The 12915-nt window shown below is 41.1% G+C and carries 12 protein-coding genes and 3 pseudogenes; 11 read left to right on the top strand and 4 right to left on the bottom strand.

Going from position 1 to position 12915, the window contains the following annotated elements; all coding sequences use genetic code 11:
• Positions 1-19 precede the first annotated feature (19 nt).
• From V7L05_RS06320 to V7L05_RS06330, 3 genes and pseudogenes are all read right to left on the bottom strand, one after another.
• The gene (locus V7L05_RS06320) at positions 20-1678 is read right to left on the bottom strand and encodes an alpha-amylase family glycosyl hydrolase (protein WP_335162838.1); all 1659 of its coding nucleotides are present in this window, start codon (positions 1676-1678) and stop codon (positions 20-22) included.
• A gap of 520 nt (positions 1679-2198) precedes the next feature.
• Positions 2199-2555, bottom strand: a pseudogene (locus V7L05_RS06325) (DUF1823 family protein); the annotation flags it as partial.
• Positions 2556-2619: 64 nt separating this feature from the next.
• Positions 2620-2916 (bottom strand): hypothetical protein, encoded by a 297-nt coding sequence (locus V7L05_RS06330; protein WP_335162841.1) that lies wholly within the window; start codon positions 2914-2916, stop codon positions 2620-2622.
• Positions 2917-3166: 250 nt separating this feature from the next.
• Here V7L05_RS06330 and V7L05_RS06335 point away from each other — a divergent pair, with 250 nt between their 5' ends.
• From V7L05_RS06335 to V7L05_RS06355, 5 genes and pseudogenes are all read left to right on the top strand, one after another.
• The gene (locus V7L05_RS06335) at positions 3167-3469 is read left to right on the top strand and encodes an acylphosphatase (protein ID WP_335162843.1); all 303 of its coding nucleotides are present in this window, start codon (positions 3167-3169) and stop codon (positions 3467-3469) included.
• 14 nt (positions 3470-3483) lie between these two features.
• Positions 3484-3921: pseudogene (locus V7L05_RS06340) on the top strand (endo-1,4-beta-xylanase); the annotation flags it as partial.
• Positions 3922-4308: 387 nt separating this feature from the next.
• Positions 4309-4785: a hypothetical protein gene (locus tag V7L05_RS06345; protein WP_335162845.1), complete on the top strand. Its 477-nt coding sequence runs from the start codon at positions 4309-4311 to the stop codon at positions 4783-4785.
• A gap of 155 nt (positions 4786-4940) precedes the next feature.
• Entirely contained in the window at positions 4941-5369 is a 429-nt protein-coding gene (locus V7L05_RS06350) for a hypothetical protein (protein ID WP_335162847.1), read from the top strand.
• Between the two features lie 48 nt (positions 5370-5417).
• Entirely contained in the window at positions 5418-6839 is a 1422-nt protein-coding gene (locus tag V7L05_RS06355) for an O-antigen ligase family protein (RefSeq protein ID WP_335162849.1), read from the top strand.
• Between the two features lie 139 nt (positions 6840-6978).
• On the opposite strand, the pseudogene V7L05_RS06360 reads toward V7L05_RS06355, so the two are convergent.
• A pseudogene (locus V7L05_RS06360) lies at positions 6979-7149 on the bottom strand (ISKra4 family transposase); the annotation flags it as partial.
• Positions 7150-7269: 120 nt separating this feature from the next.
• Between V7L05_RS06360 and V7L05_RS06365 the strand changes: the two are divergent.
• From V7L05_RS06365 to V7L05_RS06390, 6 genes are all read left to right on the top strand, one after another.
• Positions 7270-7461, top strand: coding sequence for a hypothetical protein (locus V7L05_RS06365; protein ID WP_335162851.1), 192 nt, complete (start codon positions 7270-7272; stop codon positions 7459-7461).
• Between the two features lie 957 nt (positions 7462-8418).
• Positions 8419-9537: an exostosin domain-containing protein gene (locus V7L05_RS06370; protein ID WP_335162853.1), complete on the top strand. Its 1119-nt coding sequence runs from the start codon at positions 8419-8421 to the stop codon at positions 9535-9537.
• Between the two features lie 34 nt (positions 9538-9571).
• Positions 9572-10429 carry a glycosyltransferase family 2 protein gene (locus tag V7L05_RS06375; RefSeq protein ID WP_335162855.1) on the top strand — a complete coding sequence of 286 codons (858 nt, stop codon included), beginning with the start codon at positions 9572-9574 and terminating at the stop codon, positions 10427-10429.
• A 17-nt stretch (positions 10430-10446) separates the two neighbouring features.
• Positions 10447-11001 carry an acyltransferase gene (locus tag V7L05_RS06380; protein ID WP_334953398.1) on the top strand — a complete coding sequence of 185 codons (555 nt, stop codon included), beginning with the start codon at positions 10447-10449 and terminating at the stop codon, positions 10999-11001.
• 2 nt (positions 11002-11003) lie between these two features.
• Positions 11004-11915 (top strand): glycosyltransferase family 2 protein, encoded by a 912-nt coding sequence (locus tag V7L05_RS06385; RefSeq protein ID WP_335162857.1) that lies wholly within the window; start codon positions 11004-11006, stop codon positions 11913-11915.
• Complete coding sequence (locus tag V7L05_RS06390) at positions 11912-12847, top strand: glycosyltransferase (RefSeq protein ID WP_335162859.1); 936 nt, start codon at positions 11912-11914, stop codon at positions 12845-12847. The genes V7L05_RS06385 and V7L05_RS06390 overlap by 4 nt, the downstream gene beginning before the upstream one ends.
• Positions 12848-12915: the final 68 nt, after the last annotated feature.

The following is a 12915-nucleotide window of genomic DNA, read 5'->3' on the forward strand; positions in this document are numbered from 1 at the left end:
TCAGTGGTAGTATATATCATTACTGCCATACAAAAACCTTAGCTTCGTATGGCCCCAAGTCAGTTATGATGCCATCATCACCAGCTTCGACATCATAATTGCCTATCCACTCGTGCCATGTACCAGGGCTAGGAAAGTTAGGAACATGATAGCCAGCTAGGAAGTTTTCTGAGAAATTTGCTATTACGACTACACGAGAACCTTCATCATTCCAACGAGTATAAGCTAATACTTTTGCCTCTGCATTTTCGTGGATAAAATCAATATTTTCAGTGTAGAGAGCATGATTATTCTTACGCAGGTTGGTTAAGCCTTTGTATGAATCAAATAAACTACGATTTAGATCATTACCTAACAGCGTCCAATCGATTTTGGCTGATTCAGGTTGTTTCGGTTTATACTCGCCAAATTCCTCTCCCATCCAAATCAAAGGTACGCCAACAGCAGTCATGAGGATGGCTACTCCTAATTTAGCCCGCCTAAAGGCTTCTTCGTCAAAAATCTCACGGTTTCCCAATTCAACCATGACATGGTTATGGTCATGGTTCGTGAGGTAATTTACTACATTGGTGGCACCCAAGAAGCCTTGGCGCTTGCAGTCAATGACATCTTTTAGACGCTCTAAATCAAATGTATCACCGCAGATATGTTCTAAAATGCAATGATAGAAACTATCATGCCAGCAACCATCCATTGGTCCATCTACATTGGTAATGCTGGTAGTTTCAGGAATGTGTTCGGCAACGTTGTAAAAAGGCTTCGTGCCAGCAGTTTTTTTCGCTTCTTGAACAATCCGGTGCATGAAGTCGTAGTTAGCAATTTGCCGCGCCGCATCATAGCGAATACCATCAAGATGATATTCTGATATCCAAAAACGGATTGTATCACCAATAAATTTCCACGCTGGATTAATATCTAATTTTTCGTCATAATGTTCATAATTAAATTCAGGCCCCCAGTTATTATCAGGGTCACGAGGTTCGTGATGATACCAATAATCGTGGTCAATTTGTGTTAAAGGAGCAGATGCTTCTGAATGGTTATAAATACCGTCAATAATTACGCGAATACCTCTGGCATGACACTCATCAATCAAATTTTTCAACTCAGCAGTTGAACCATAACTAGATTCTGTTGCAAAAAAGTGGCGGGGATTATAACCCCAACTATAATCACCCGGATATTCTTTAAGTGGCATCAACTCAATAGCGTTGATTCCTAGTTCGCACAAATAATCTAACTTTTCAACGACGTGTTTGTACTTGCCTCGTGCATAAGGGTCATCCTCGCCACCAGAAAAGTCACCGACGTGCAATTCATAAATTACTAATTCGCGGTCAGCAGGTAAAGGTTTATCATCATGTTGCCAAATATAAGTATCGGTAATCCTTTTGCCATCTTTGACTCGGATAACACCATCATCTTTTCCACTTTGTTCATCTATATCAGTTGCATAGGGGTCTGTAACATCAACCCATTGTTCTGGTTCAAAAAACCATGAATTTGACTGGACGCGGAATTTATATTTATAAACGCCGTCTTCTAGTTCAACACTTGTACGGAAATAACCATCATCACCTTTTTCCATTGGAATTTCTTGCCAATCAGAAAAAGAACCAATTAATGCGGCTCCTTTGTTGTAAGGTGCAAATAAATTAAATTCAATTGGCTTTGCCATAGAAGTATTTCTAATATCAAGGGTTGATAGAATTATTCTCTGATGTTCAATTGAATTTGCAAATCGCTCTAGAGAAATAATTAGATAATGAGTGCTTCTATCTTCAGGAAGAATTTATAAAGAATTTATAAAACTTAACCATATTTTTTTATTTTTGACTGTTTATAGCATTTATTAATTGACTAAAATACAGATTTACTGTATTACAGATTTTACCTATAAAACTACTAATTTTAAAATCTTATTACATCTAACTGCAAAAATTCAGTAAATAAATTAATAGTTTTTAATTAAATTCTAATACAGCAGATATTCGGGAAAAATAGGATATTATTTGCCAAATATATGCTGATCAGATTACTTAATTGAAAGCGGCGGGAAACTCAATTCCCTTGAGTGGGTGGTCGAGGTTGCTCAAAGCGCCGCTTGGGGCATAGGGCATAGGCCAAACAGGTAACTTCTTCCCCATGCCCAAAAACTCCATCCCCTTGTGGGTGGAGTTTTTTATTTTGTCGTTAGTTTGTTGCAGATAACTTAACAACCAATTGGCCGCCGTCGCTCTGCGAGTTTGCCGAGGCCCAAATTCACCAATTTTGTAACCTTTGAAACCGAGTTTTTCTTTTAGCATTTGTTTATTTTCCGCAGGAATGGAACGAGTCAACTTGACTGTTGCGGGGCGAGATTCAATGAAATCTGGTGGTTGTGGGTACTCATTCTGCCATTCTGGTGTAACTTGGCTAGTGTCCCATTGTGCAGTTGAGGAATCATAGCGATAGCCTAAATAATGCCATAGCAACTGGTTAACTGTGGCATCATCAAGTTTCTCGTCAAGAATTGCCCAAATTGTTTCTATATTGAGTGGTGGCAGGTTAGACATAAACAATTCAAAATTCCAAGTTGAAAAACTGACTACTGATTAAATTACAGCAGTTTTCAGGTATTTAGACTACGACTGATATGGAGAATGGCAAGTAACGATGTTTAGAAATATAATCGGTGGCAAGGAGAAACGACGCGATCAAGAGTGGGATAATAGCGATCGCTAGTACCGCTACAACAAACCGAGAGTATTCGGCATGATCTGGTGTGGTTCCTCCTGGTTGTATTAAGTACTCAAATAAACCTAAATGACCATGAGTATCAGCACCAACTGCTTTAAAGATTGCCTGTGTATTACCCATCGTCAAGTGATTACCTTCTCCCGGTGCCAATATAATTTCTTTAATAGGTAAAGTCATAATAATTAGCGTTTCTCTCTAGATGCCGCAGGTAAGCGAAGAGATTGATGGTATTTTTTTTTCATGACACCATCAGTCTCAAAAATCATAGTACAAGATATTGACCACTGTGGCATAGTGGCTGGGATAATCGACTCTATGTAGTTTGGTAGAGCAAATCAGCCAAATACTAAGGACGCATTTCTAGGATTATGCCTACTCCCCATTCCCCATAAATTGCTAGAGTGAATCGTAAAGATTAGACCAGTCTATGCAGAATTCCACAGCACTACCAAAGATTATCCGCGCCCATGTATTCATTTCTGGCCGAGTCCAAGGAGTGGGCTATCGCTACGCCACTGTGAATACAGCTAGCCAGTTGGGATTAACCGGTTGGGTGCGAAATCTCCCCGATAGTCGAGTAGAGGTAGTCTTTGAAGGGGCGCAAGAGGTTGTAAATGAAATGGTTCGCTGGTGTCACTCCGGGCCACCTGCTGCTGTGGTTAAAGATGTTGTGGTTGAGTATGAAGTACCGGAAGGGTTGCGGAGATTTGAAGTTAAGCGGGGTAAATAGTTTAGGAGTTAGGCATCGCAACACTGAATGGTGAATTAAAATGGAATGCCACTGAACCACAGCCAGGAAAATTTACCTTTGAATCAGCAGATGCGATCGCTGATTTCTGCCAAAAGCATAATATGGAATTGCACGGGCATACCCTTTTCTGGCACATGGGAAAACCAGACTGGGTTCCTTACCCCCCGACTCTTGAGATGATTGAACGCCATGTTACGGGAGTCATGGGGCATTATCGCAATAGCCCCGTTTTAAAGTCGGTGCAATCACTAGTTGAGAAATTGGGCACAGAAGTAGTTGCTAACCCTGTCAAAACTCATCCAGGCTCGTATGACCGAGAATCTCAGCTAAAAGCCTTGCATACGGTGAGTGCATGGGCTAGTCAACATCGATTGGTTTTAGGACAAACGAAGGTCAGTTGTAAATCAAATGAAATCACAGCAATTCCAGTACGTGCCATGTATGAATTGTTTGTAAAGTTATTCAATTAAGTCTTTTTACATAATATGATGTTGATAGATTACTAATCAATGATTTGCATCAGTAATAACACCAAAGTAAGTTAACCAAAAAATGGAAAGCCTCTAAACAAGGGATAAAATTGTGAGTAAGCGTGTTTTTGCTGTCAGGATAATATCAAGCAATCTCAGTTAATTTTGCGACTGATAAAACTATTAGTTTGCTTCAGATATTGAACAATCTCAACAAAAAGGCATTAGCTGCTGACAATTAACGCAAATATTACGATCCAAAAGTAGACTACAGCGCTACTGGCGGGAAAATACTGAGAAAAATCTGCTGTAAGTAAATAGTCTTTATTTATAAAATTTGTATATATTATGACGATGGAATCTTTACCCAACTTTGAAGAAGCAAATATTCAGAAATACTTAGAAGTTATTCAACGGCGTTGGCTACCTCTAGTCGGAATTTTTAGCATAGCTGTTACCCTTGGATGCTTGTATGCATTTTCACTAAAACCCTCATCCAAGGCAGAAGGAAGTTTGATGATTAAAACAAATCGCTCTTCCTCACTTACAGGCTTACCGCAAGACATAGGACGGCTAGAAGCTTTGAGTGTAAACGATAATCCCCTGGAAACTCAGGTCAGAATTGTTGGTTCAAATCCAGTGATTAAGAAAACAATTAATTCCCTCAACCTCAAAGATAGGAAAGGCAAACCGTTGTCGATTCCCGACTTGGCAAAACAACTAAAAATAGAAGGAATCAAAGGCACTGATATCGTACAACTTTCTTATAAAAGCAGTGATCGGGATCTGGCTGCCAAAATCGTCAATGAAGTTATCGACAGTTAAGTGGGTGCAAAAAAGTAAACAGATTGTGGGTGGCGATGGCGCGTAGCATCATCGTAATTTCTTCCTTAACCTTTGTTTACATAATCTCACTTATTTATTTCCACCCACTTAATACTGTTAAATAGCCCATTCCAAGTTCTGTGGAGTAAAATCTAATGCAGCAAAGATGTGATCTCAACCGGAAACGTTCAAAACGACGCAAAATCCACTGCTCAATCGATGGTTCCTATTTAGATAGCGTTAGCCAAAAATATCTCTTATTTGCCGATCTCTCGGTTCAGCTCCAACAACGTGGAGTTAGTCGCAAGACTGCTTTATTGTTGCTATCGAACAAGTCCACTGTCCCTCTGAAGGACGAGTGGTTAGAAGCTTTTTGGTGCAAAATATGTAATAAAACTCAATGGTATCATGTTCGCAAAACAGGAAAGGACACGTATGATCTTTCGATCGCACAGCAAGAACTGTGGCAACAGGTACAGGGTGTAGTGAATCCAGATGGTAATCAGTCAGTTAGTGAGTTTACCCGACGGCAGTCGCGGACATTGGGAAGTTCAGCAATAAAAGACTTTAATTTCATTAAATAGTAAACCACAACTGCTCAAAAACTGCTTAGGCCAATCAGAAAAATACAAATGGCATATTCAAGGTATTGGGTTGGATTAATTGGCATATTGATGGGAATTGTGGCCGGCCTTCTCATTGGAGTTAACCCTCTCTATGTCGGTCTAATTCTATTTGTTCCTGCATTTATTATCTTCTTTTTCAAAAACTTTGAGCTGACTGTTATTGGGCTTTTAATTCTACGAAGTACGCTTGATCCTTTTTCAGACCAAGGACTGACTGGTGCATTTGCGATTGGAATTTCAGCCTTGACGCTAATCTATGTGATTGTTCGCCTTTTATCCAAACAGACTGTACATATCGACAGTTTCTGGTGCTTTTTTGCAGGATGGTTAGTCGTTCAAGGAATATGGGTTGTTCTGCTTCCTTTAGGTGGCTTAGGATTGGGTAGCGAACATTTGTCAGATGCGGTTCGTGAGTGGGTGCGAGTTTTGTCTTGGTTGATGTCTTACCTATTGACACTTCAGTTGAAAGAAAGGTTGCATCCGGAGCAAATCGTTAACTGTCTCTTTCTCGCGCTGGTTATCCCACTCTCAACAGCCTTTCTGCAACTTGTCGTTCCTGGTCAGTTTCTGCCATCGTTTCTTGCGGTTAATCCTAATCAGCATGATTTTCGCATTAATGGAACATTAGGTTTAGCAAACACATTTGTAACCTTTTTAATTTTTTTCATCGGCTTAGTTTACTGGAAACTTAGCATTGCCCAAAAACGCCTTCCTTGGTTTCTTTTGCTTGGTATACTCGTGTTTTATTTGGTGACTACTAAGGTATTAGTAGGAATTGGGATGCTGGTAGTTTTGATTGCTACACTGGTCATTCCTCGCCTAAATTTTGCCAAAACCTTTGGAGGAATTTTATTGCTTGTTGTCATGGTTGGGTTATTTGCGAGTACCGATTACGGCAGAGAACGCCTAACTTCTATTACACAAACTCCATTGCTCAATCCAGATATTGATGTATCGCGTGCCGTTTTGCTCGCTGCGTCCGATGACAATAGCTTTAATTGGAGAATTGCTCAATGGACTTCACTCGTCGGGCACTGGCAACATTTTCCCCTGCTTGGCTATGGACTCCAAACAACAAATGCTTTTGGACCTATGTTTGCTTGGGCACATAATGATTATGTTCGGGCACTAGTTGAGGAAGGAATTGTAGGTCTGGTTTTATTTCTTTTGTTTTTGGGTGTACAACTACTGCGACTGCTGCAAATTATTCGCTCTCCCTTGAGCGATCCTTCACAAAAACAGTTTTGTTCAGTTTTATTCGCTTTTCTTTTAGCAGCAATGGTTGGAATGCTGACCGAAAACGTCTGGAGTCATACAGCACTTTTCTTCTACTGGTTTTCAATGTTAGCGATCGCTTCTTGGAATTGGAGCAAGTTTCCACTTAGATCAGATTCAAGCACAGCATTACGTTCAGCGCAGTTTCAGTAGAACTTTTACATAAATAGACATCTCCAGAATAGAAACGTTCTGTGGTAAAAGAGTATAAAATTAGCATTTTTACCAGAAGAACATCAGTGAAGTATTAAGTTACATTAAAAACCACCCTGAGCAAAGGCAGCAATCGCCTGTTTTCATGTAAGCAGGTAGCTTCTGGCATGATATATTCCTGCATTTGAGCGCGTACTACTGCTTCTATTTTTGCCAAATTTGTAATTTGCTCACCATTGGTGTTTTTGTGCAGTATTTTTGCTATTGCACGAGAATATTCTCTTACTTGTTGTTCTTCTTCGGGAGTCATGGATGCACCTGGTCTTGATAAGTTTATTATCTCTTTCTTGCTTCTCATTACTTCCATATCTCAGACTTCTGTCATAGTCCTTTGCTCTTATTTATTCTTAATGGGAGAATAAAAACTGGGATGTACCCAGAGCAAATAACTGGACAGATTGTTCGCGTGCGATCGCGGCAGTATCTAGTAAAAGAAGTTGTGTTTAAACTGTCTCCAGAGCAAGACACAAAAGTGAGTCTTTCTTGTTTAGAAGATGATGCATTAGGAGAATCGCTAGAGGTTCAATGTATGCAAATGGCGAATATCGATCCAAGATTTTGATTGACCTAGTAGTTTAAGCAGTTCATTATAAATGTGGGAGGTTTTTGCCATTGTCTGAATCATAACTGTGTGTGGTTAACAGTTAGAGTACGACACGGGATGCCCTTTGATAAAGGGTTACACCTCCCTTCTCTCTACTTTTGTCAGTCAACCAGTTCTGATCACAATACTGCACCCACCAAACCCACGAATTCAATCTACTATGCTCTGTCACCAATTTTGCACTTTATTTAATCTTCATTCCTCAGTAACTGACAAAGACTACTAAGCCGATGAAATATAAATATCTTTAACAACTTAAGTAAAGATACTGTGAAATATATGTATCGCCTAACCAGAGATGTTACATTATGGGAAAGCAAGGCTCATAAGTTAAATCGGGGTAAACACGAAATTATGTAAAGCTAGATAAACAGTATAGATTATATCTACCGAGGAATACTTAGATTCTAATTACCGAAGCTGCGTACAATATAGATGCTCGTTTAAGGTTGTTTCGCACTCGTGAGTAAGAAAAAACCCTAATCAAAGGTTATATCTGTTGATGTGTCGCAGAAATAATCAGATTAAACGTAGATGGCTGAATATTTGAAAAATAGCAGATCATTTCAATTGGATTGCACAAATAGTAAAAGAAAAAAGTTAGTTTAGCAGAGATATTAGGAACTAGCAAGGTGAGAGAAAAAACCAAGCTTTGTTGAAATTGGATTCACAAAGCCTCATTGTTGAAAAATTTATGAAAAATTAAGCATATCTTGATGCTTAGGAGTGAGCTTTGATGGTCATTTTGATCTCAGTTTCTCCAACGTAACCTTCAATTTTTGCGTTTTTGCTGAAAAAAGGAGGTCGAATGACAGAATTCGTGTAACAAAAATCATTGGTTATTTAAACTTATCTAAACAAGTATTTTGGTGTTTCCGGCACTAGGCAATTGAAAAACTTGAAATAAATTTGGACATGAGAAATACATATGAAAAACGAGAAGAAGTAGTTGCAAAGCAATTGCACATTTACTCGGATCGATGTTATTTGCCTGAGGGGATACAACATATTGCTATGTTGTATCCCTTTTGGGGTAAAAGCGATGAAGTCTTATTGAATCCCATGAGCCGTCGCTACAACACCTACATTGATGTTGCTTCTGATTTATTCAAGCTGACTCAGCTAGAAAACGCTCAAATAGCACTGCTGCCTTTTGATTGGTCAAAATTTACCACTCATCCTGAGTCTCTAAAGATTTTTCAACAAATGTCTCAAGAAACAATGAGCCGAGGTATTCCGCTCGTTGTTTTTTACTTGGACGATGCGACCACATCTGTTGAACTCGACAATGCTTTAGTCTTTCGCACATCTATCAATCGTTCAACTCGTCTGCACAACGAGTCCGTCATTCCCGCTTGGAGTGAAGATTTTGTAGAAAACTACTGTCAGGGAAAAATACCATTGCGGAGCAAGTCTAGTCAACCAATTGTGGGCTATTGCGGTTATGGCTCACTTGTGCAGCCGAGAAATCAGCTCACAAATCAGCTACGTTTGCAACTTGGCGCAACTCCTAAAGCAGCTGACATTGTATCGAAATTTGGAATTGAACTTGTAAAACACGACTTACCCTGGCTATATGGTTCGAGGATTAGGGAGCAAGCATTGTTCATTCTTTCTAAGAGTCGAGGCTTGCAATGCAACTTTAGAATTCACGATGTGCTTCATCACACCGAAAAACTGACTCTGCCTCAACGTGAGCAATTCGTGGATAACATGCTCAACAGTGACTATATTCTCTGTACTAGAGGCGGCGGCAATTTTTCCTATCGTTTCTACGAGACCCTTAGTTGTGGTCGAATTCCGGTGTTCATCAATACTGACTGCGAACTACCATTTGAGCAGTATATTGATTGGAAGCGTTATTGCATATGGGTTGAAGAAGCAGATTTGCCTTATCTAGGCGATCGCATCCGCGAGTTTCATGCTCAACTAACACCACAACAATTTCAAGACCTTCAAATTGAATGTCGGAAACTCTGGTTAGAGTGGCTTTCCCCCGAAGGCTTTTTCGCTAATTTCCATCGTTACTTTTAGAACATAATCGAACGGCTGTTACAGAACATTTATTATGACACGCATCCATGCTATCTGTTTAGCTAAAAACGAAGGCGACGTGATCGCTGAGACTTTGCAGTTTGCTAGCAACTTCTGCCATAAAATCTACGTTTTTGATACGGGCAGTATAGACAATACTTGGCAGCAAGTTCAAAAAGCTGCTAATAACGTAGTTGTTCCATTCCGACAAGAAAGTGTCCCGTTTTCTGATGGTCTACGCGCTCAAGTTTTTAATGCAGTGCGCGATAACTTTACGATCGGCGACTGGTTATATATTCTTGATGCTGATGAGTTTCTGGCAAAAGACCCACGTCAAGTAATTCGGATTGCAGAACAAGAAGGTGCCCAGCAAATTAATACGATTCAATACAACTTCCACTTTACTGAAGTAGATTGGCAAAGATATCAAAAAGGATTAGAGTCGCGGGAAACACCAATTACCCAGCGACGCCGATACTACCGCTTTACCAATATTGAGCAACGCTTGTTTAAGATCGACGCAGATTTAACGTGGCCTGAACAGAGCAATGCAGGCAATCCCCACGGCTATATGGCTCCGAAAGGACAGAAGAAACTTAAAAAGTGTTCTTATAAAATTCCTAATTGCCACTATCAATATCGCGATCCGGAGCAAATACAATTGCGGTTGAAGACACGCCGATCTGCCAGGGATGTTAACCCTCATAATTTCATCCACTATTTATCACTTGATATGGATATGAAGTGGGAGCGCTACATCGCTCCTAGTAAGGAGTTGAACTACTACAACAACGATCGTATCTTCCAGATTCGCCTTGATGAGCGAATTGCCATTTTCAAAGAAAGATTTGGCACCCGCGACTTTTTTCGCTTTGATTTTCTAGCAGGTTGAGGCAACAACAAGATTCTATGTTTACTTGGCTTCGTCAGCAAAAAAATACGCTTGTAACTCGATGGGCATTACGAGGTTGTAGTTCGGTTGGTACTGCGCCAAAATCTTGGGGGATTCCCCTAATCCAAAATGCTGGACAGCTAATCATTGGTGATGACTTCAGTCTCTGGTCACATTTGAGTCGTAGTCAACTGGAGGTTGGTGCTGATGGTGTGTTGCAAATTGGCAATCACGTTTTTATCAACACCGGCACCACGATTTCAGCCAAAGTTGAGGTCATAATTGGCGATCGCGTCCAAATTGCCAATGGCGTATCGATTCTAGACAGCGACTTTCATGGATTAGAAGATCGGCATAGTCCTTCCCCGGCGGAACCGATTCGGATTGAAGACGATGTGTGGATTGCGACAAGAGCGATCGTGCTTAAAGGTGTCACAATTGGACGCGGAGCCGTAGTTGCAGCAGGTGCAGTGGTAACTTGCAATGTCGCGCCCTACACCTTGGTAGGTGGAGTGCCTGCTCGTTTGATTCGCCCTTTACAAAAGCCAGCCTATCAGCCTTTGTCTTTGTAGTCATGCCTAATTTTAGTATTATCATCCCGGTTTACAATGCCAGCGCTTATATTGAGCAGTCTTTGGCTTCAGTTTTTGCTCAAAGCTATGGTGATTTTGAAGTAATTGTTGTTGATGATGGTTCAACCGACGATACAGTTGATCGAGTCCACAAGTTCTCCGATCATCAGTCGCTGCGTTATGTCTATCAAACCAATGCAGGACCGGCTGCGGCTCGCAATACAGGCTTACAACTAGCAAAAGGAGAGTTGATTGCCTTTTTAGATGCAGATGATCTATGGCATCCTCGCAAACTTGAAGCTCATTTTGAGCGAATGCAGACGAATGGCAAAATTGGCCTGAGTTTCAACTGGTTTGAAGTTTTGTATGATCGTCCCGAAGGCGATCGCTTGACGCCTTGGTTTGCACCACCTACTAAATCTACCCTGCAATGGCAAGATTTTCTCATCCGTAACTGGACAGGAACTAGCAGCACAGTTGTAATTCGTGCCGATTGTCTCAAAGGTAGACGGGGTTTTGATGCTCGGTTTCGCACAGGTGAAGATTATCAACTCTGGTTAGAAATTGCTCAAGATGGATGGGAAGTCAGTTTTATTCCTGATGCTCTCACCACTTACCGCAAGCGTCCGAGTAGTCTCACCGTCGATTATCTCCAGATTGCCCTCGATGAACTCTTGGTCATGAAACAAGGCGTTCAAAGTGACAATCCCAGCGCTAAGGCGGCTATCAATCTAGCGATCGCTCGTCGCCAAGTAGATGTGGCTTGGGCTTACTTCCGCTCAGGTAAAAAGCAACTGGCTTGGGAATCGCTCAAACAAGGCTACCGAGCAATTCCGCAATTTATTGTTGAACGTCTGACGCGCAAATGGTTACATCGTCCCCGCAATCCTGTGATTTCTGCCAAAGCGCTATGAATACTGACCTGCCTTTAATTTCTGTTGTTGTCCCGATTTATAACGAGGAACAAGAACTTACTAACCTGCTGGATTCGCTGATGGCGCTCAACTGGCCGGCCGATCGCTTAGAGATTTTGGGCGTTGATAACAATTCAAGCGATCAAAGTTTGAGTATTCTACACACTTATCCAATTACAGTGCTGCAAGAGCCAGTACCTGGTCCCTATGCAGCCCGCAACACAGCTATCCGCCAAGCTAAAGGCGAGTTTATCGCCCTTACCGATGCCGATTGCATTGTCAGTCCTAATTGGTTACTAGAACTTTGGCAAGCATTTGATCAGCCCCAGGTTGGTGCTGTCGGGGGTAGTTTAGTACCACGCACGATTACCAACTACATCAATTACTTTGAAGGATGCGTTTTCAAAAGCCCAAATCATAGCCGAGGAACGGCTCGGATTCAGCCCTATGTTGTGACGGCTAATGTTATGTACCGCAAAGCGGTTTTCGATGAACTCGGACTCTTTGATCAAGAAAATTTTTCTGGGCCAGATGTTGAGATGAGTTGGCGGGTAGTGCAATCAGGACACTATACGCTAAAGATTTGCGAAGAAGGTCAGGCAGTCGTGGAGCACTCCTACCGCACACAACTGAAAGATTTTACTTACGTTTTAGAACGAGATGCCTATGGCTGGTTTTTTCTAACTGCAAATCATCCCCAAATGGCTCCAGTTCCACAACCACTAAAGTACTTCATCAAGTTTTTAATTGGTTTAGCCGTTTATCCTTGGACAACGATCGCTCGCGTGATTGTCGCTCCGATTAAGCGATCGCCCAGATGGGAATTACCCCAAGATTTGCTCCGCCTGGCTGTGTTGTGGCATCACTTTGTGGGCACCTGGACAGCAAAACTAGCTTATCAAGGACGACAAGCTCCACGCCTACTTCGTTAATTAATCATGTTGAGATTACCACCAGATATAGAAAACGCCGAACATTAGATAGTTATAGAAATCAGGGA

Source organism: Nostoc sp. (genome assembly GCF_036917755.1).
Classification (GTDB): domain Bacteria; phylum Cyanobacteriota; class Cyanobacteriia; order Cyanobacteriales; family Nostocaceae; genus Nostoc.